The sequence below is a fragment of the Dysgonomonas sp. 216 genome, from assembly GCF_010501065.1.
Classification (GTDB): domain Bacteria; phylum Bacteroidota; class Bacteroidia; order Bacteroidales; family Dysgonomonadaceae; genus QVMM01.
Map to the genome: position 1 here is coordinate 22,202 of NZ_QVMM01000016.1, position 19,692 is coordinate 41,893.

General features: G+C 36.6%; 16 protein-coding genes. 13 read left to right on the forward strand and 3 right to left on the reverse strand.

Annotated elements, in window-relative coordinates; genetic code table 11:
* Position 1 precedes the first annotated feature (1 nt).
* On the forward strand, positions 2-1,435 hold the full coding sequence (locus D0T53_RS09895) for a NuoM family protein (RefSeq protein ID WP_163267420.1): 1,434 nt from the start codon (positions 2-4) through the stop codon (positions 1,433-1,435).
* Positions 1,436-1,452: 17 nt separating this feature from the next.
* A complete protein-coding gene (locus D0T53_RS09900) occupies positions 1,453-2,844 on the forward strand; it encodes an NADH-quinone oxidoreductase subunit N (RefSeq protein WP_163267422.1) in 1,392 nt (463 codons plus the stop codon).
* 43 nt (positions 2,845-2,887) lie between these two features.
* Here D0T53_RS09900 and D0T53_RS09905 read toward each other — a convergent pair whose 3' ends face one another.
* The 3 genes from D0T53_RS09905 to hflX form a co-directional block, all read right to left on the reverse strand.
* A complete protein-coding gene (locus tag D0T53_RS09905; RefSeq protein WP_163267424.1) occupies positions 2,888-3,463 on the reverse strand; it encodes a flavin reductase family protein in 576 nt (191 codons plus the stop codon).
* A gap of 8 nt (positions 3,464-3,471) precedes the next feature.
* Positions 3,472-5,436: a DUF4954 family protein gene (locus D0T53_RS09910; protein ID WP_163267426.1), complete on the reverse strand. Its 1,965-nt coding sequence runs from the start codon at positions 5,434-5,436 to the stop codon at positions 3,472-3,474.
* A 269-nt stretch (positions 5,437-5,705) separates the two neighbouring features.
* A complete protein-coding gene (gene hflX / locus D0T53_RS09915; RefSeq protein ID WP_163267428.1) occupies positions 5,706-6,929 on the reverse strand; it encodes a GTPase HflX in 1,224 nt (407 codons plus the stop codon).
* A 94-nt stretch (positions 6,930-7,023) separates the two neighbouring features.
* Here hflX and D0T53_RS09920 point away from each other — a divergent pair, with 94 nt between their 5' ends.
* The 11 genes from D0T53_RS09920 (at position 7,024) to D0T53_RS09970 (ending at position 19,603) form a co-directional block, all read left to right on the forward strand.
* Positions 7,024-9,915, forward strand: a complete 2,892-nt coding sequence (locus tag D0T53_RS09920; RefSeq protein ID WP_163267430.1) for a PD-(D/E)XK nuclease family protein — start codon at positions 7,024-7,026, stop codon at positions 9,913-9,915.
* 127 nt (positions 9,916-10,042) lie between these two features.
* Complete coding sequence (locus tag D0T53_RS09925; protein WP_163267432.1) at positions 10,043-10,672, forward strand: LysE family translocator; 630 nt, start codon at positions 10,043-10,045, stop codon at positions 10,670-10,672.
* Positions 10,673-10,799: 127 nt separating this feature from the next.
* Positions 10,800-11,624, forward strand: coding sequence for a VanW family protein (locus D0T53_RS09930; protein WP_163267435.1), 825 nt, complete (start codon positions 10,800-10,802; stop codon positions 11,622-11,624).
* A gap of 12 nt (positions 11,625-11,636) precedes the next feature.
* Complete coding sequence (locus tag D0T53_RS09935; protein ID WP_163267437.1) at positions 11,637-12,857, forward strand: M48 family metallopeptidase; 1,221 nt, start codon at positions 11,637-11,639, stop codon at positions 12,855-12,857.
* A 92-nt stretch (positions 12,858-12,949) separates the two neighbouring features.
* On the forward strand, positions 12,950-13,402 hold the full coding sequence (gene argR, locus D0T53_RS09940) for an arginine repressor (protein ID WP_163267439.1): 453 nt from the start codon (positions 12,950-12,952) through the stop codon (positions 13,400-13,402).
* A gap of 13 nt (positions 13,403-13,415) precedes the next feature.
* Positions 13,416-14,006, forward strand: a complete 591-nt coding sequence (locus tag D0T53_RS09945) for a GNAT family N-acetyltransferase (protein WP_163267441.1) — start codon at positions 13,416-13,418, stop codon at positions 14,004-14,006.
* A complete protein-coding gene (locus tag D0T53_RS09950) occupies positions 14,006-15,205 on the forward strand; it encodes an argininosuccinate synthase (protein WP_163267443.1) in 1,200 nt (399 codons plus the stop codon). Before D0T53_RS09945 ends, D0T53_RS09950 begins: the two co-directional genes overlap by 1 nt.
* 24 nt (positions 15,206-15,229) lie before the next feature.
* The gene (gene argC, locus D0T53_RS09955; RefSeq protein ID WP_163267445.1) at positions 15,230-16,198 is read left to right on the forward strand and encodes an N-acetyl-gamma-glutamyl-phosphate reductase; all 969 of its coding nucleotides are present in this window, start codon (positions 15,230-15,232) and stop codon (positions 16,196-16,198) included.
* Positions 16,199-16,204: 6 nt separating this feature from the next.
* Positions 16,205-17,341, forward strand: a complete 1,137-nt coding sequence (locus D0T53_RS09960) for a glycosyltransferase (RefSeq protein WP_163267448.1) — start codon at positions 16,205-16,207, stop codon at positions 17,339-17,341.
* The gene (locus tag D0T53_RS09965; protein ID WP_163267450.1) at positions 17,338-18,477 is read left to right on the forward strand and encodes a glycosyltransferase family 4 protein; all 1,140 of its coding nucleotides are present in this window, start codon (positions 17,338-17,340) and stop codon (positions 18,475-18,477) included. Before D0T53_RS09960 ends, D0T53_RS09965 begins: the two co-directional genes overlap by 4 nt.
* 1 nt (position 18,478) lies before the next feature.
* Positions 18,479-19,603, forward strand: a complete 1,125-nt coding sequence (locus D0T53_RS09970) for an aspartate aminotransferase family protein (protein WP_163267452.1) — start codon at positions 18,479-18,481, stop codon at positions 19,601-19,603.
* Positions 19,604-19,692: the final 89 nt, after the last annotated feature.

Below are 19,692 nucleotides of genomic sequence, written 5' to 3' on the forward strand. Positions count from 1 at the left end.
TATGAATATCGTTATTATATTAATCATTTTACTGGCAGGTACATTTGTTACTTATTTTTCAGGAAATAAACTAGCTTCGAAGGTTGCTATATTATTTAGTACGCTTGCTGCCGCCTTTTCTATTGTTTTGTATCTGAATTATGGAGCATTGGGAACATCATTTAGTATCGATTGGATCAGCAATCCTAATGTTTCCTTTTCGCTTAAAGCTGATGGGCTTGCAATAGCCATGGTTTTGCTTACAACAATTCTTCTGCCTATTATAATATTAGCATCGCATAGCAGGAAATTTAAAAATGCTAAATTGCTTTATAGCCTTGTTATGTTCATGGGTTTTTCTATGACAGGCGTGTTTTTGAGTAGTGATGCGCTTCTTTATTATGTGTTTTGGGAAATGTCTCTTATTCCTATTTACTTTATCATTGTATTGTGGGGTAACGATGAGATTGTAAAGCGGCGCAAAGCAGCTATGACATTCTTCCTGTTTACATTTGCAGGTTCTCTTTTCATGATGGGGGCTATTATATATATGTATACCAAAACAGGTAGTTTTCAGTTAGAAGCTTTTTATAATGCTAATCTTTCCCATACCGAGCAGATTTGGATATTTTTTGCATTCTTTCTGGCTTATGCCATTAAAATACCTATTTTCCCTTTTCATACATGGCAAGCTAATGTTTATCAAAAGGCTCCGGCTATAGGAACTATGATGCTTGCAGGGCTAATGTCAAAAATGGGAGCATATAGTGTAATGCGTTGGCAATTACCTGTAACTCCGTATGCATCGCAAGAGTTTAGGTCGATAATTCTTGTGTTATGTATTATAGGTGTTGTTTACGGTTCGATAATGGCTTTACGTCAGGATGACCTGAAACGATTTATGGCATATGCATCGTTATCGCATGTTGGCTTTGTTGCTGCGGGAGCTTATGCATTAACTTTTGATGGACTCGAAGGTGCAGTAGTTTTAATTTTAGCACATGGTTTCGGTATTGTATCGCTGTTTTATGCTGTAGATGTGATACAGAATCGTACAAATAAGCTTAAAATATCAGAGTTAGGGGGGCTTTCCTCTTATTCGCCTAAGTTTACGGTTGCATTCTTCTTGAGTATGCTATCGTCCATCGGTATTCCTTTAACATTTAATTTCGTTGGTGAGTTTACCATTATGTTTGGTCTTTATCAGGTTAATCTTTGGTATGCTCTTTTCATTGGTACTGCTTTATTTTTAGGAGCATTCTTTATGTTGCGTATGTTTCAGCATGTAATGTTAGGTGAACCATACAGTCAGCCAATTAAAGATTTATCGAGATGCGAAATAACAGTGTTTGCGATAATTGTATTGGTTCTCTTATTTTTTGGGGTTTATACTAAGCCTGTTTCGGATTTAGTGTCGTCAAGCATAGGGGAAATAGTAATGTATATTAACAGATAAAAATATTTAAAGATATAATGAGTACATTAATAGCCATCTCGGGATTAGGTATAATTTGCCTTTTATTAGAGATTCTTAATCTGAGAAAGATTCTTATTCCTGTTACACTTTTGGGGCTGATAGCTATATTGGTTTTCGCATTTGTTGAGTTTCGTATAGGTGAACCATTGATGGGGGCTGATAAATATAATATGGTAGCGACTTCTTCGTTTTCGCAAGCCTTTTCTATCCTGTTTATTTTGCTGACCATTTTCATTGTAGCGATGAGTGCTAAGTTCTATCAGGATAAGATAACGAAAATAGCCGATTATGTTTCTCTTAAAGTATTTATGCTTGCCGGAGCAGTGGCTATGGTTGCTTTTGGTAATTTTGTAGTGTTCTTTATCGGGCTCGAAGTTTTATCTATAGCTGCTTACGTGTTAGCGTCGAGCGAGCCGAAGAATATAAGAAGCAATGAGGCCGGAATGAAGTATTTTATCATGGGAGCTTTTGCGTCGAGTTTCATAATGTTTGGAATTGCTCTTATTTATGGTGCTACGGGTTCGTTCGATTCGGCAGAGATAACAACATTCTCTTTATCTCAGGCAAATTCTCTTCCAGTATGGTTTAATCTTGGTTTTGTAATGGTTACGGTGGGTATGATGTTTAAGGCATCTATTGTTCCTTTCCATTTCTGGGCTCCGGATGTGTACGAAGGATCTCCTACGCTTGTTACAGCTACAATGAGTACTTTGGTTAAAGTAGCTGCAATAGGTGCTTTATTCAAGCTTATGTCTATATTATCGGTTGGTATTACTCCTGCATACGAAACAATTTTGGTAGTATTGTCCATACTTACTATGTTGGTAGGTAATATTACAGCCATTAAACAGAAAAATATCAAGCGTATGATGGCATATTCAGGTATCTCACATGCCGGATTTATGATGATGACATTTTTGGCTGTAGAAACATCGGCAAATGCGGTGTTGTATTATGCTTCGGCATATAGTTTGGCGGGTATTGCAGCTTTTGCTGTTATTCTAGCTGTGTGTCAAGGTAAAGACAATGAAGATATAGAGAACTTCTTCGGATTGCTAAAGCGCGAACCGATATTAACTGCGGTATTGATAGGAGCCTTATTATCATTGAGTGGTATACCTATCTTTGCGGGATTCTTTGCCAAGTTCTTTGTATTCGGACAAATGTCGCAGGCAAGCCACCTTATATTGGTGTTTTTCGGTATAGTAAACTCTGTTATAGCAGTATATTACTATTTGGGAGTTGGTAATGTGATGGTTACAAAAGAACCCGTATCGACAGAACATTTGCCTGTGCCTTTAGTATACAAAGCTGTGGCGGTAATTGCAATTACTCTTAATATATTATTGGGTATGTTCCCTGATATAATAATGGGCTTACATTTGTAACCCAAGTTAAGATATAACTTGTAAAAGAGTATAAGGAGAAGCTTTATAAGTTTTCTCCTTTTTTCTTTACCGACCACCCGAAGTGTCCAAGATTCTCGCCCAGTCCATAATATTGTCCGTGCGAATAGGATAGTAACTTCGCTTTTTCGAGTTCGAACTTACCAGTTTCGGGGTTGATGAATTTCTCATCTGCTTTTACATTTACAACATCGGCAATAAACATATCATGCGAACCGAGACTTATTATTTCACGTACGCGGCATTCTATATTTAACGGGCTTTCTTTTATTATTGGAGCCTGAACAATTGCTGCCTTTTCCGGAGTCAGATTCATCTCTTTAAATTTATTGAAGTCCTTTCCCGAACGAACACCGCACCAATCTGTTTCGCGAGCCAGCTCTTCGGTTGTTATATTGATAACAAACTCCATATTACGTTTTATTATGTTGTAAGAGTGGCGCTCGGGGCGTATTGATATATAGCACATTGGCGGATTTGTGCATATTGTGCCTACCCAACTGGCGGTGATAATATTATATTCTTCGGGAGAGCTTCCACAGCTTATCATTACAGCGGGAAGCGGGTAAATCATTGTACCGGGTTTCCAGTCTTGTTTCATTTATTCTCTTAATTATTTATTCTTTCGATAAGAGCATTGTATGTTGCCCAATATTGGTCTATTTGTTTTTTGATATCGGAAACAAAAGTATTATCTTCAATTTTTCCCCGAACTTCTAATATGTCGTTTGATTTGTCTGTTTCAGTGCCGTCTGCGCCAAAACCTATAGTTGCACTGCTATTGAATTCTTTTTCCGCATCCTTAAAGATGAGTTCGTCTAACTCAATTGATGAGTCGCGCCATAATATCAGTATTTTCTTAAGGTTTTCGGTTTGGGTGTTTTGGTCTAAATCATAATACTGAAATAACATATTACAAACCCATTTCCATTCCATCTCTTTGAATAATGAGTGTAATTTACCGAAGCGTGTGTTGATTTCGTTGATATCCGCTGCTTCACCTTTTTCAATATCCTGTAAAATCTTGTCAATATCTGGTTTTGGTGCTATTAATCCCGATATGTCGAGCCAATTATTTGAGTGGTAATGTGTTGATTCTGATGCTACTGGTCTTCCAGACTGTATGCGTTGAACCAAAATATCGCCGAAATATTTATCGACAGCCATTCGGTATAGCCGTAGCCCTTTCTGAAGAGCAGAGTTTGTAATTATACAGTTGTTATAGGTATATTGCAGGGTATTAACACCCTCTTTCTCCTGAAGCTGACTTAAAACATTGATGCCTTCTAATATTTTGCCTATAGAGTAAGGGTTTAATAATGTAAGGTTCAGACAATCGAGTAAATCTTCATCTTCCCGAAGATCTCTTTTAGGCCATTTTTGTGCATCGCGGGCTGTGCCTACAGTTTTAAGGTTCACAGCCGGGACAAGATATGTTTTTCCTTCGTTCTCTATTAAATAGGAGAAAGGTAATGATGACGTGTCAGGGTGGCTGTAATGTTTTCCCATAATCAACGAAAATGCACCTATTCGGGCAGGCCATAGCATGTATGATCCACTGGATGTTCGTCCTCCACGTTCAACAATCCCCTGATGTATTGGCCCTAACTTATAAGCATGATTGCTTTGGTTAGATCCTGATCCAATATTGGCGAAAGAAAACATGCCGCCAATAAGTAAAGTGGATTTGTGATGTGTGACAGTATAAGGACCTGCGAATATTGAACAGGCTTCGCCATTTTCGCCCTGACTGTTTGCAAAGAATAACGAATCGGAAGCCGTGAACCCATTTCCTAATTTACATGCCTGACCAATGAAACAACGGTTAATTATCGCATTGTTGTCGATGGTTGTTCCCGAGCATATAATAAAATCTTTTGCTATTACCCCATTTCTGATATATACAGAAGCAGACGAATTGCTATTTAGGCTTCCGTTTATAAGGCTTAAAGCTCCTTCAATCTGACAAAAATTTCCAATTTTTACATTTTCGATATGTTGAGTATTTCTGACGATTGCATTTTTGCCGATATATCCTGTTTCGGAAGACTGATTTTGAGAGTAATTATATATAATTCCATCTATTTTTTTTATTAGTTCGGGTTTGTAGCGGTATAACGTATATATGTAAGCTAAGTGTGCCGACATTTTGTCGAAAATAGCAACTTCTCGTCCTCCCGTTTCGTCCAGAACAGCGACTATTGTTCCATTTCCGAAAGATGTTTTTTTGTTTACAACTATTGTTCCTACGTTCTCAATAACAGAGTCTTCGTGAATATGGTAATTAGCAATATACCCGTGTATGTTTGTTATTAATACATTATCCTCTATTACACAGTTGTGTATAGATGCATTGAATATACCCGAATGTTTAGATATACCGCCTTTAAATTCAAACTCTTTATTAAAAACGCCAAGCTTTACTTTTCCCGAGAATGTTGTATTTTTTACATATTCTGGCAAAAAATTATCTGCTACTTCCAGATTATCCCAATCGGTGCAAATACAGTTGTTATGTAGCAGCACATCAATTTCTTGTTCTGTCAGTTTTCTGTATTTTGTATTCGTTCCCATTTCGATTGTTTTTAAACGGATTATAGTAACTTAATGTATATATTAATTCTACTTGTGTAGAATTAAAGCTCTGCTGTAATGCCTTGTAATGTGTTTTTTTATAAAACCTGACATATCTGACAACATTAAGTTATTTTGGTTTACTGTTGGTTGAGAACTGTAAACCGATAAAACCTGACACACCTGACAGTTTTTTTCTGTTTTATCTACAACTTTAATGGATAACGTTTTTTATGACCGTTAGCCTTTAATATATAGATAAATAAAAGTTATTCTTCGTCTTCTTCCGAATATGTCTGAAACAGGAAGTCGTTGTAAGGATAACGTTCGATATGTATTTCCTTCACTCTATCGTATATCAACTCTTTCAGTTCTTTAATATTGGTTTTATCCTTAGCCGAAATGAAAATGCAGTTGTTACGCATCTTAGCCATCCATGTTTTTTTAAGTTCGTCAAGCGATATGTTTTCACGGGTTGCCGGAGTCAGGTCATCATCATCTTTCTTGACATACGAAAATGCATCTATTTTGTTGAACACTAAAATAGTTGGCTTTTCTTCCCCATCTATATCTAATAAGGTTTTTTCAACAACTTCAATATGTTCTTCAAAATTAGGGTGCGAAATGTCTACTACGTGAACAAGTAAATCGGCTTCGCGCACTTCGTCTAGTGTAGATTTGAACGATTCGACCAAATGTGTAGGCAGTTTACGTATAAACCCTACCGTATCGGACAAAAGAAAAGGCAAATTCTCTATTATCACTTTACGAACAGTAGTGTCGAGTGTGGCAAAAAGCTTGTTTTCGGCAAATACTTCCGATTTGCTTAGCAAATTCATGAGTGTAGATTTTCCAACATTGGTATATCCTACCAATGCCACACGTACCATTTTTCCTCTGTTTTTCCGTTGAACTGTCATCTGACGGTCAATAGATTTCAGTTCTTTTTTTAGGTCGGCTATTTTGTCAGCTACAATCCGGCGGTCACTTTCCAGCTGGGTTTCTCCAACACCACGCATCATTGTACCTCCACCTCGCTGCCTGTCTAAGTGAGTCCACATGCGGGTAAGCCGCGGTAGCAGGTATTGGTATTGTGCCAGTTCTACCTGAGTTTTAGCATAGGCCGTTTGCGCTCGCATGGCAAATATATCGAGGATAAGGCTTGTACGGTCGAGTATCTTTACCTGAAGCTCTTTCTCGATGTTTCGTATTTGCTTTGGCGAAAGTTCGTCGTCGAATATAACCAGCCCTATTTCGTTTTCTTCCATATACTCCTTTATTTCCTGTAATTTACCTGTTCCAACAAAAGTTACAGGATTAGGATATTCGAGTTTTTGGGTGAAAAATTTATCGGGAACAATACCTGCCGTATCAGCCAAAAATGCAAGTTCGTCAAGATATTCTTTAACTTGCTCTTCGGTCTGATATTGTGTTATCAGCCCAACTAATACGGTACGTTTATTTTTCGATTCCGATATAATAAAGTCTTTCATTCAGTTTGTTATAAATATTTTAAAATACAAATTTACACGAAAATATCCGAATTACCGTCAGGTAAATTATCTTTGTAAAAAAGAAAAATAATAGATGATCCCATTTCTGAAGAATGTAGCCAATGCCTTTTTTAAAGCACATAAACATAATGTTAGTAATTATGCATTTGTATTTCCTAATCGTCGGGCCGGGCTTTTTTTTCAGAAATACCTGGCAGAGATAGCTAAACAGCCTGTTTTTTCGCCTCCGATATTAACCGTATCCGACTTGTTTTCGCTTTTAAGCGGTTATAAGACAGCCGACAGAATAGAAATGCTTTTTATTTTGTACGGCGAATATATTCGTATCAGTAAATCGGACGAAAGCTTTGACGATTTCTTATTTTGGGGCGAAATGATACTGAACGATTTTGACGATGTAGATAAATACATGGTTGATGCAGAGCAATTGTTCAGAAATATTTACGATCTGAAAGAAATAGATGCCGGATTTACATATCTGACAGATGAGCAAATAGCTGCTATTCGTAGGTTTTGGAATAATTTTTTACCATTGAATGATAGCGAAAGTAAAAAAGATTTCCTGAAAATGTGGGAGGTTCTTTTCGAACTGTACTCATCGTTGCGCTCGGTACTGGCATCGAGGGGTCTAGCATACGAAGGGATGATTTTTCGGGAAGTAGCCGAAAAAGCCAAAGCGAACGATGATTTGAAATTGCCGTTTTCACAATTAGTATTTGTTGGATTAAATGCTCATAGCAAATCGGAAGAAACGTTATTGAAGCATTTAGCCCGAATAGGTGTTGCCGATTTTTATTGGGATTATTCGTCTCCTTTAGTAAAAGATCCATTCAATAAAGCTTCATTCTTTATCGATAAGAACAGGCAGCAATTTCCCGGTAAATTATCGTTAGATCCGGAGGAACAAACTTTCGAAAAACCTGTGGTCGAAGTTATTGGTATACCATCGATGGTGGGACAGGCAAAATATGTACATACCATACTCGATTCGTTCATAACCGAAGGTGTTATATCTAAGCCTGAAGATGCTCTTAATACAGCTGTGGTACTTCCTGACGAAAATCTTCTGTTACCAACGTTATACTCTATACCTCAGGGTATTGATAAAATTAATGTAACGATGGGGTACAGCCTTAGTAACTCGTCTATATCGGGTCTGATGAATCTTATATTCGAGGTTCAACGTAATATCCGTTATGTAGATGGTAATCTGGGTTTTTATTATCGTTCAGTATTACCTATCCTTAATCATAAATATATTGTCGGCATTGTGGGCGATGAAGCCCGAAGAATTAAGCTAGAGATTAACCAGAATAACAGAACCATTGTTTTGGCTTCCGATTTGCATGTACATCCCTTGCTAAATCTTATATTCAGGTATGTTGAACGTTGGTCGGATGTGCCTGATTATTTAAGGAAAATACTAACCTTATTGCAAACATCGTTATTTGTAAACAGGAATGAAGATGATGAAATAATAAATGCCCGATCGGCAGATATGGAACGGGAATTTGTTATAGAATACTATAAAACAATCAATAAAATGGACGATGCATTGAAGCATGTACATGCCGATATGCTGGTGGAAACATATCTTCGTCTGTTAAAAAAAATGGTTGTAAATATAAGTGTTCCTTTTTCGGGCGAGCCACTTTCGGGGTTACAGGTTATGGGGGTATTAGAAACCCGTGCAATTGATTTCGAAAATCTGATTATCCTATCGATGAACGAAGGTATTTTCCCGAAAAAGAAAGCTGCAAATTCGTTCGTTCCTTACAACTTGCGCAGAGGTTTTGGCTTGCCCACATACGAACATCAGGATAGTATATTTTCATATCACTTTTATCGGATGATAAACAGGGCAAGGCGTATTTATCTGCTATATGATACCCGTACCGAGGGATTGCAAACGGGCGAAGTCAGCAGGTACTTTTTGCAATTGAAACATATTTATGCCGATATGTTCGACATACGCGAAAGGCTTGCTGTATACGAAGTTTCGTCAACCGAGAGTCTGTCTATTGCAGTGCAAAAAGATGCTTCGGTTCTCGAAAAGATGAAGGCTTTTAGTAGTGGCGAACGAAGTTTGTCGGCCAGTGCTATTAATACCTACCTCGATTGTCCGTTGCAATTTTATTTTTCGGTAGTTGAGGGTATTCAGCAAGAGGATGAAATATCGGAAACTATTGAGGCCGATGTTTTTGGCAGTATATTTCATTCGGTGATGGAATGGCTATACGATCGGTTCGAAGGTCAACTCATAACAGCAGACCTGTTACAAGCTATAGCTAAAGATAATAAACTTCTGACCGAAGTGATAGAACGCTCTTTTGCGAAGAATTTTTTCAAGATAGATCCGTCGAAAGCCCGAAAATTGGTAGGTCAAAATTACCTGACAGGCGAAGTTATAAAGAGGTATGTTAAGCGGGTGTTGAGTACCGATGCTAAGCTAACGCCTTTTAAATACATAGAGTCGGAAAAGCGATTAGAAAAAGTATACACTTTACCCACAGGGCTGAATGTTTCGTTAAAGGGTTTTATCGACAGGGTTGATGAGATTAAAGGACATACCCGGATAATTGATTATAAAACAGGGCGAGGCATCTTGCAGTTTAAAAGCATAGAGCATTTATTCGATAAAGAAGCAAAAGATCGTCCGAAGGCTGTTATGCAGGTGTTTATGTATGCTCATCTGTATATGCTCGAAAATCCTGAAAAGATATTGGAACCCGGTATTTATTATTTGCGGAATTTGTTTGACGAGCGCTTCGACCCTAATGTTATATATAAACCTTCGTTAAGGGATTTGTATCGGGTTAATGATTTTTCGGAATACCAGACTGAATTTGTTCGTTTATTCGACGATTGTTTGACCGAGATATTTAACGCAAATATACCGTTTACACAAACAACAACGGGTAAAGCTTGCGAGTGGTGTAAATTTACGGGTATATGTAAAAAGTAGTGGTAATTAATTTAAGATAGAAAAATAGAGGCTTTTTTTAGAAAGCCTTTTCGTTAAATTGCAAAATAGGTATTATCTTTGTCTGTTGCATTATTTATTTGATGCATTTTTCTGAAGCGAATTTTCTATGCTCGAAATTATATATAAGGGATTATTTATTGGTTTTTTAACTTCTGCACCGATGGGGCCTATTGGCGTGTTGTGTGTTCAGCGCACGTTGAATGATGGCCGAAAACATGGGTTGGCTACGGGTTTCGGAGCTTCGTTGTCCGATGTTCTTTTTGCTGTAATAGCAGGGGTAGGGATGGGTTTTATAATAGATTTTATACAAGAAAACGAAAAGCCCTTAATAGTAATAGGAAGTCTTGTGCTTTTTATTTTGGGTTATATGGTATTTAACTCAAATCCTGCACGAAAATTAAAAAAACAGAATCATACAAAAGAACCTGTATGGAAAGATTTTCTTTCTTCTTTTTTTCTGAATCTGTCTAATATCGGAATACTTTTTTTCTACATAGCATTATTTGCGCGTTTCAACTTTGTTTCGTCGGAGGCTCCTTTACCTGTGGGGATAATAGCGATAGGAATAGGAGCTGTGCTGTGGTGGATTCTTATATCTTATATTGTTGACAGGTTGCGCGGACGTTTTAATTTGCGTGGTTTGTCTGTTTTTAACCGAATATTGGGGCTTATACTTATTCTTATAGGCTTGGTGGGAACGTTTAAAGGTTTTTACCAATGGATATTCGAAGTTTAGTGTAAAAGAGTTTGCTACGTGCGCTTGTGTTAGTGGATAAAGGTTAATTCGGTAATTATACTCTATAGTTTTAATGTTATAAGTTTGCAAAAGAATTCCTATCTTCGGGCATTCTTTTTTTGTTTATATGCCAAAACCTAAACGCAAATTATTAAGTCAACGTCATCCTGTACTGTATTTTATCGCCGTATGGTTAAGGCGAATAAGAAGATACTTTGACTGGCACTTCGACGGAAATAAATACTCACTTAAACGCATGCCTCATAAACTACCTTTCAGGGTAAAGAAGCATCAATCGGTTTTATTAAAAAAATTAGGCGAAAGCGACATGCAGTTGCAGATAAATAAGGTAACAAATTTGCGAATAGCTATTGCCGAGATTGATGGGCTGATAATAAAACCGGGCGAAGTCTTTTCTTTTTGTCGTTTGGTGGGTTTACCTACTCGCAGGCGAGGATTTCTTGAAGGAATGGAATTGTCTTTTGGTAAAGCTAAACCGGGAATAGGTGGCGGTTTATGCCAGATATCCAATCTAATTCATTGGCTTGTAATGCATAGCCCTTTAACAATAAAAGAACGTTATCATCATTCATTCGATCCGTTTCCTGACGACGGACGAGTATTGCCTTTTGGTAGCGGAGCTACTGTTTTTTATAATTACCGAGATTATCAGTTTGCAAATAATACTCCTCATACTTTTCAATTAAACTTGTGGTTGACAGATAAATGCCTCGAAGGAGAGTTAAGAATTGATACCGAATTAGATTATGCGTATCACGTTTATGAAAAAGATCATCAATTTCTGAAAATTGGAGACGATTTTTTTCGAAAGAATGAAATCTGGCGTAAAAAAATTCTGAAGTTTAAAGGGGGTGAAGTGCTCGAAGATGAACAATTGATTAAAAATTTTGCACGGGTTACTTATACACCCGATAATTACATTGAACAGTAAATAATTACATTTATGCTATACTATATTATTATACTTATTGTTGTTCTCGATTTTGGATGGACACAATATTTAGCCTATCGCAACAGAAAGTTGATGACACCTATAATTCCTGAGAAGCTGAAAGGAATATACGATCAGGAAAAATATAATTGTCAGCAAGCATATCAAAAAGAGAATAGCCGTTTTGGTATTTATACGAGTTTATTGTCGTTTATTATAATTCTGGTTGTTTTATCTTTCGGGCTATTCGGGTGGCTCGATAATTATTTGAGGGGTTATATCGAAAGCCCAATGTTATTGACCCTTGCATTTGTAGGCGTTGTGTATGTGATAAACGAAATAGTATCGCTTCCTTTTGAGTATTATTCCACGTTTGTGATAGAAGAAAAGTTTGGATTCAATAAATCGAGCCTGAAAACATTTTGGTTCGATCAATTGAAGGGGCTTCTTCTTACAATTGTTTTAGGTGGAGGAATATTGACTCTGATATTGTGGATATTTGGAAATCTGGGCGAATATTGGTGGCTTTATGCATGGGGAGCCATTACAGTCTTCTCATTAGTAATGACTTTTTTATATTCTGATATTATAGTCCCTTTATTCAATAAACAGTCTCCTTTAGAAGATGGAGAATTGAGAAAAGCTATTGAGGAATTTGCGAAGAGAGCCGATTTTTCGCTTAAAAATATATATGTGATGGACGCATCGAAGCGTTCGACTAAAGGAAATGCTTATTTTACAGGCTTTGGCAGTAAAAAGCGGATTGTATTATTCGATACACTTATCAAAGATTTAACAACAGAAGAAATAGTTGCAGTGTTAGCCCACGAAATAGGGCATTATAAAAAGAAGCATATTGTTAAGCAGATGATAATATCGGTGTTTTATACAGGTGCAATGTTGTTTATTTTGTCGTTGTTTTTAAATAGTCAGCCATTAGCCGAAGCTTTGGGTGGTTCGTATACTTCATTTCATTTAGGCATAATTGCATTTTCTATTTTATTTACGCCTATTTCGCTGGTATTAGGTCTATTTACGAACGTTTTGAGTCGCAAGAACGAATACGAAGCGGATACTTTTGCTGCAAACTTCGGATTGTCGGATGGCTTAGTCGGTGGATTGAAAAAATTGTCGGTCGACTCGTTAAGTAATTTAAATCCGGATGATTTATATGTGTTTTTCTACTATTCGCACCCTACGTTATTACAACGTATAAAGCATCTAGGTGCATAAAGTTTCAATAAATACTACCAATTTGTGTTTTATAGTGTTTGTATATACAAATATTATGTATAAATTTGCATTTTATTTGTATATTTATTCGCATGGTAAAGAAGAACAGGCAAAAAGCAATAATGGAAATTATCCAGACTCACAAAATTGAGTGTCAGGAAGATTTACTTGTTGTGTTGCAGAAAAAAGGATTCGATCTTACTCAGGCAACTTTATCGAGAGACTTAAAGGAGCTTAGGGTGGTAAAAGTGCCTACCGACTTGGGACATTATATATATCAACTGAGTGATACAACTCCGGCTAATAATCAGTCAGATACAAGAGGTTTAGCAACTCTGAAACTTTTAGGTATTAAATTCTCTGGTAATCTGGCAGTCGTAAAAACACCTCCCGGATATGCTCAGGGTATAGCAGCCGAGATTGATTCGAGTATAAAGTCGGAAATAATAGGTACTGTTGCCGGAGACGATACTATTTTATTAGTGATAAGAGAAGGGGTTGCCCGTGAACAGGTATTAAAAGTTTTATCGGGTTTTATGTTATAGGTTCGTAAATAAAATGGAAGATAATATAAAAATTATAATAGCAGGAGAAGAGCATATAAAGTATGTTCCTGAAATTTTACAAACTATCGAGGATGCCGCTAAAGTACGTGGCACTGGTATTGCAAAGCGCTCGCCCGAATATGTTGAACAAAAAATGCGCGAGGGAAAAGCTATTATAGCTTTGGATGACGATAGGTTTGCTGGTTTTTGTTATGTCGAGTCGTGGGGAAATAAACAATTTGTAGCTAACTCGGGACTTATAGTTGTAGATAGTTACCGTAAGCATGGCTTAGCTAAACGTATAAAACAAATGGCATTTGCCCTTTGTCGGACAATGTTTCCCGATGCTAAAATATTTGGGTTAACTTCGGGTGCAGCTGTAATGAGGATAAATACCGAGTTAGGGTACGAGCCTGTTACTTTTGCTCAATTGACCGACGATGAGGCTTTTTGGCGTGGTTGTAATGGTTGTAAGAATGTAGATATACTGCAACGCACAAATCGGATGTATTGTATTTGTACAGCAATGTTATACGATCCGAAAACGCATGAAGATAAGCCTGAAATAAAAGATTTGATAGAAAAATTAAAAGATAAAATATAATGAAAAAGAAAGTAGTATTGGCATTCAGTGGAGGACTAGACACTTCGTTTTGTGTAAAGTATCTTTCCGAAGAAAAAGGATATGATGTATACACAGCAGTAGCAAATACGGGTGGTTTTTCGACCGAAGAATTAAAAAATATCGAAAAACGTGCTTACGATTTAGGAGCCGTAAAACATATAGCATTGGATGTAACACAAGAATATTATGAAAAGAGCATTAAATACATGATATTCGGGAACGTACTTCGCAACGGAACATATCCTATATCAGTTAGTTCGGAGCGTATATTTCAGGCAATGGCAATTATCAATTATGCAAAAGAGATTGGAGCCGATGCCGTAGCGCATGGAAGTACCGGAGCAGGTAACGATCAGGTTCGTTTCGATTTAACGTTCGATGTGCTTGCTCCCGAAATAGAGGTAATTACGCCAACTCGCGATATGATTCTTACCCGTGAGTACGAGATAAATTACCTGAAAGAACATGGTTACGAAGCCGATTTTGTAAAAATGGAATACTCTATAAATAAAGGGCTTTGGGGAACAAGTATAGGGGGGAAGGAGACTTTGAAATCGGAGCAAACTTTACCCGAAAAGGCATATCCTTCGCAATTGCAAGAGAATGGACAAGAAACCCTGACTATTGATTTCGAACAAGGAGAAATTGCAGCCGTAAACGGCGAAAGGTTTGCCAATAAAGTAAAAGCTATACAAAAAATTGAAGCTATAACATCGCGTTATGCTATTGGGCGCGATATGCATATTGGAGATACTATTATAGGTATAAAAGGGCGTGTGGGCTTTGAAGCTGCTGCTCCGATAGTTATAATAAATGCTCATAAAATGCTCGAAAAACATACATTAACCAAATGGCAACAATATTGGAAAGAGCAATTGGGTAATTGGTATGGTATGTTCCTTCACGAGGCTCAATATTTAGATCCCGTTATGAGGGATATTGAGGCTTTCCTTAGTAATTCGCAAGACAATGTTACAGGACGTGTTATTATTGAATTACATCCATACAGATATGTATTGGTGGGTATAGAAAGCGATTTTGATTTAATGAAAGCCGACTTCGGAGAATATGGTGAAGTAAATAAAGCTTGGACTTCGGACGATGCCAAAGGATTCACTAAAATATATGCTATGACCAATAAGATATTCCATAGCGTACAGAAAAAGAACGGAAAATAATTGGTTTAGATAAAACAATATTAAATGATAAAAGCTGGTATTATAGGTGGTGCAGGCTATACGGCCGGAGAACTGATAAGAATATTATTAAACCATCCGCAGGTGGAGTTGGTTTTTGTTAACAGTACAAGTAATGCAGGTAATAAAATGACAGATGTACATGGTGGGTTGTTAGGCGAAACCGATATGCTATTTACCGACCAGTTACCGTACGAAAAGATAGATGTGCTGTTTTTCTGCTCAGCTCATGGCGATACGAAGAAGTTTTTAGAATCGAATAATGTTCCCGATAATCTTAAAATAGTTGACTTATCGACCGACTACAGGCATAAAGCCGAAGGTAATGATTTTATCTACGGTCTTCCGGAGTTGAACAAAGAGGACATTAAAAAAGCAAAACATATTGCAAATCCCGGATGCTTTGCAACAGCTATCCAAATGGCTTTATTGCCGTTGGCAAAAGCAGGATTATTAAATTCGGAGATTCATGTAAGTGCTATAACAGGTTCAACAGGTGCAGGTGTAAAGCCATCGGCTACATCTCATTTTAGCTGGCGCGAGAATAATATTTCGGTGTATAAGGCGTTTGGACATCAGCATTTGACCGAAATAAAACAATCTTTGGCGCAGTTGCAGCCAAATTTCGAGTCCGAAATTAATTTTATACCTGTTCGAGGTAATTTTACCAGAGGTATCTTTGCCAGCATATATCTTGACTATAACGGAACAGAACAAGAGGCATATAAATTATATAACGATTTTTATAAAGATGAACCTTTTACTTTTGTTTCCGAAAAGAATATCGATTTGAAACAGGTTGTGAATACAAATAAGTGTATCTTACATATCGAGAAACATGGTAATAAATTGCTAATTCTATCTTGTATCGATAATTTGCTCAAAGGTGCGTCGGGGCAGGCAGTACAAAATATGAATCTTATTTTTGATTTGGACGAAACGACAGGGCTTAAATTGAAAGCGAATGCTTTTTAAATAAGTATGATTAAGATAAAGGAAATAAATATGTTTACGACAGGAGATTCTTCCGACTTGAAGGTTTTCTCAAATGTTCCTTATTTTTTTGCAGAGGGGTTACTCGCAAAAGACATTAAAGTGAATCGCATAAATATAGCCCATTCTTCTTTTATCGATTTTTTATATAGACACACTTTTTTACGTATTCTGAAAGCATGTAAAAAAGGGACATCGTATACTTATTTTCGCTCTAAGATCTATGACAGAACAGTAGCAAGGAAAATAAAAAAAGCAGAAAGAAGATTCCCAGATGCTGATATTAATTTATTTATGACATTCTCTTTTTCTTCTTATAAGGTATCGAAAAAACCGGTTGTTTTATTTGGAGATTGGACTTATGACCATTACATCACGCATTTTAAAGGTCGCGAACCAGATTATTTCGAAAAGAAAGTATTACTAAGGGAAAATAGTTGTATAGAGAACTCTAACATGATTTTTGTTCTATTTCCCGGTGTATATCAAAAAATGAAATCGGTATATAATAATGAAAATATTTATTACTTAGGGAATGTGATAAACTCTCTAGAGTTACCTGTTGGTATAAACATAAATAAGAACAAAGAGAATAAGCGATTGTTGTTTGTTGGGAAACCGGATTATAAAGAGGGGGCATTACAACTTATAGAGTGTTTCTCCAGATTAAGAAAAGCGTATCCAGAATTAAAACTTGACATAATAGGTATGTCAGAAAGCAATTTTAATAGTTTACCATCGGGTGTTTTATGTCATGGATATCTGGATAAAGGGAAAAGTAAAGACAAAGAGCTTTTTTATAAATTATTGAAGGAAGCAACTGTTTTTATAAATACAACACCCAAATGGGGTGCTTTTTCGGCAACATTAGAAGCTATGTATTTTTATACGCCGGTTATCGTTACCCATTATAAAGAGTTTGTTGAAACATTTGGAGAAAATATTGATTTTGGGGTTTATTATACACATAACGAGAATATAGATTTATACAATATTGTAGAACAGGTATTAGAAAGCCCAAATTATGAATTGATGGCCTTAAATGCATATGATAAAGTAAAAGATTTTACGTGGGACAATTATATTACTAAGTTCTTGAGCACAATAGAAGATAACTTGAAATGAATATTACCTTTATATCCAAATTTCCTGATATTAATATTAATAATTGGTCAGGTACCGAATATTATATTCTGAAGTCTCTTGAACAACAAGGGGCTGATTTGGATTGTATTGCAGGGTTAAAAGATATATTGAGTTTTCCGGTAAAAATAAAAATGCGTTTGTTTGGACGTAGTAAAAAATACTGGGTAAAACGTTCGCCCGAAGTTGGGAAGGCATATGCTAATCAGATTGTGGCTCAACTGAAATCTCCGACAGATATTATATTTTCAGCCAGTACCGAGTCTATTGCTTATCTGGATGCAGGAAAACCAAAGGCTTTTTATACAGATGCAACTTTTGCTTCGATGATTGGTTATTACGATTGGTTTGACAACCTTAGCCAACAGACCTATAAAGAAGGTATGAAGATGGAACGACAAGCCATAAATAGTAGTAACCTTGCCTTCTATTCGTCGGATTGGGCGGCTCAAAGCGCAATAAATGATTATGGAGCCAATCCGGACAAAGTGAAAGTTGTTCCTTTTGGAGCAAATGTAAATTTAAACCTTTCTTACGAAGATGTAAAAAACATTGTTACACTGCGTAATAATAATGACGTTTGCAAAATACTTTTCTTGGCGGTAGAGTGGGAACGAAAAGGGGGCGATATAGTTGTTGAAACTGTGAAATATTTGAATGAAGTTCTGAAACAACCTACAGAACTGCATCTTGTTGGAATCGATAACTTACCTGTTGTGGATGAGCTGCCTGTTTACATTATAAATCATGGGCGTATAAGTAAGTCTATACCAGAGGGTGTTGAACGAATTGAAAATTTGATTCAGCAAAGCCACTTCTTATTTGTTCCGTCAAGGGCAGAAGCGTATGGGGTGGTTTTTTGTGAATCTATGGCTTTTGGTGTCCCTTGTATATCCTCTAACACGGGAGGTATCCCTACAATAATAAAAGACGGAGAAAATGGTGCTCTATTGCAGGTCGGTGCTTCAATCGAGGAATATGCAAAAAGAATATATAGTATATTCTCTGATAAAAAGCGATATGAGGATATGTCGTTATATGCATTTAATGATTATAAAACACGTCTGAACTGGGATGTTGCAGGACAAACAATAATGAAATATTTAAAAGAATTATAAGATGAAATTATTTGATGTATATCCATTATTCGATATAAATATAGAAAAAGGTAAGGGATGTTATGTTTATGACGACAAAGGAAATGAGTACCTCGATTTGTATGGAGGTCATGCCGTAATATCGGTGGGGCATACACATCCTTATTATGTGGAAAAAGTAACAGAACAACTGAATAAAATAGGTTTTTACTCAAATTCTATTATCAATAAGCTGCAAGAAGAGGTAGCCCGAAAACTGGGAGAACAATGTGGATATGACGATTATTCGTTATTCCTTATAAATTCGGGAGCTGAGGCAAATGAAAATGCACTAAAATTGGCATCGTTTTATAACAATCGGAAAAAAGTATTGTCTTTCAATAAAGCTTTTCATGGACGAACTTCTGCCGCTGTAAAGGTTACGGATATACCAAGTTATCAGGCTCCTGTAAATGATGGATTGGATGTTTTGTTTGTTCCGTTCAATGATATTGATGCTGTAAGAAAGGCTCTTGTTACAAACGAGTTTTGTGCAGTTATAATCGAAGGCATACAAGGTGTTGGCGGAATTCAGATTCCCGATGATAACTTTATGCAAGAACTTCGCCAACTGTGTACTGATACTGATACTGTGCTTATTCTGGATGAAATTCAATCGGGTTATGGACGTAGTGGTAAATTTTTTGCGCACCAATATGCTGATATAAAGGCAGATATTATTACAGTAGCTAAAGGTATTGGCAATGGTTTTCCTATGTCGGGAGTATTGATCCATCCTATGTTTAAGGCTGTATACGGACAATTGGGGACTACATTCGGAGGAAACCATTTAGCATGTGCTGCTGCAATTGCGGTTCTTGACATAATGAAGGCCGAAAATTTAGTGGAAAATGCAAAGAAAGTAGGGGATTTTCTGATTGAGGAATTGAAAAAAATACCCTCGATAAAAGAAGTTAGAGGACGAGGCTTAATGATTGGTATGGAATTTGAAGAACCAATTAAAGATATGCGTAGAAGGCTTTTATTTGAGGAAAAAGTATTTACCGGCTCAGCAGGTACAAATATATTCCGCTTGTTACCTCCACTATGTTTAACTAAAGAACAGGCTCAGGACTTTTTAGTACGATTTAAGCGAGTATTAGAATAAGCCTTTTTTTTGAGTCGGTTGGTACCGAAGAACTACTACAGTCTTCTCATTAAAACAGGCATAGAATATTTATATCGGCCCACTATATA

Coding starts and splice junctions, on each gene's coding strand:
- D0T53_RS09945 (WP_163267441.1), top strand. CDS start 13,416: ATGGAAGATAATATAAAAATTATAATAGCAGGAGAAGAGCATATAAAG.
- D0T53_RS09910 (WP_163267426.1), bottom strand. CDS start 5,436: ATGGGAACGAATACAAAATACAGAAAACTGACAGAACAAGAAATTGAT.
- D0T53_RS09965 (WP_163267450.1), top strand. CDS start 17,338: ATGAATATTACCTTTATATCCAAATTTCCTGATATTAATATTAATAAT.
- D0T53_RS09970 (WP_163267452.1), top strand. CDS start 18,479: ATGAAATTATTTGATGTATATCCATTATTCGATATAAATATAGAAAAA.
- argC (WP_163267445.1), top strand. CDS start 15,230: ATGATAAAAGCTGGTATTATAGGTGGTGCAGGCTATACGGCCGGAGAA.
- D0T53_RS09895 (WP_163267420.1), top strand. CDS start 2: ATGAATATCGTTATTATATTAATCATTTTACTGGCAGGTACATTTGTT.
- D0T53_RS09930 (WP_163267435.1), top strand. CDS start 10,800: ATGCCAAAACCTAAACGCAAATTATTAAGTCAACGTCATCCTGTACTG.
- D0T53_RS09905 (WP_163267424.1), bottom strand. CDS start 3,463: ATGAAACAAGACTGGAAACCCGGTACAATGATTTACCCGCTTCCCGCT.
- D0T53_RS09920 (WP_163267430.1), top strand. CDS start 7,024: ATGATCCCATTTCTGAAGAATGTAGCCAATGCCTTTTTTAAAGCACAT.
- D0T53_RS09900 (WP_163267422.1), top strand. CDS start 1,453: ATGAGTACATTAATAGCCATCTCGGGATTAGGTATAATTTGCCTTTTA.
- hflX (WP_163267428.1), bottom strand. CDS start 6,929: ATGAAAGACTTTATTATATCGGAATCGAAAAATAAACGTACCGTATTA.
- D0T53_RS09960 (WP_163267448.1), top strand. CDS start 16,205: ATGATTAAGATAAAGGAAATAAATATGTTTACGACAGGAGATTCTTCC.
- D0T53_RS09950 (WP_163267443.1), top strand. CDS start 14,006: ATGAAAAAGAAAGTAGTATTGGCATTCAGTGGAGGACTAGACACTTCG.
- argR (WP_163267439.1), top strand. CDS start 12,950: ATGGTAAAGAAGAACAGGCAAAAAGCAATAATGGAAATTATCCAGACT.
- D0T53_RS09935 (WP_163267437.1), top strand. CDS start 11,637: ATGCTATACTATATTATTATACTTATTGTTGTTCTCGATTTTGGATGG.
- D0T53_RS09925 (WP_163267432.1), top strand. CDS start 10,043: ATGCTCGAAATTATATATAAGGGATTATTTATTGGTTTTTTAACTTCT.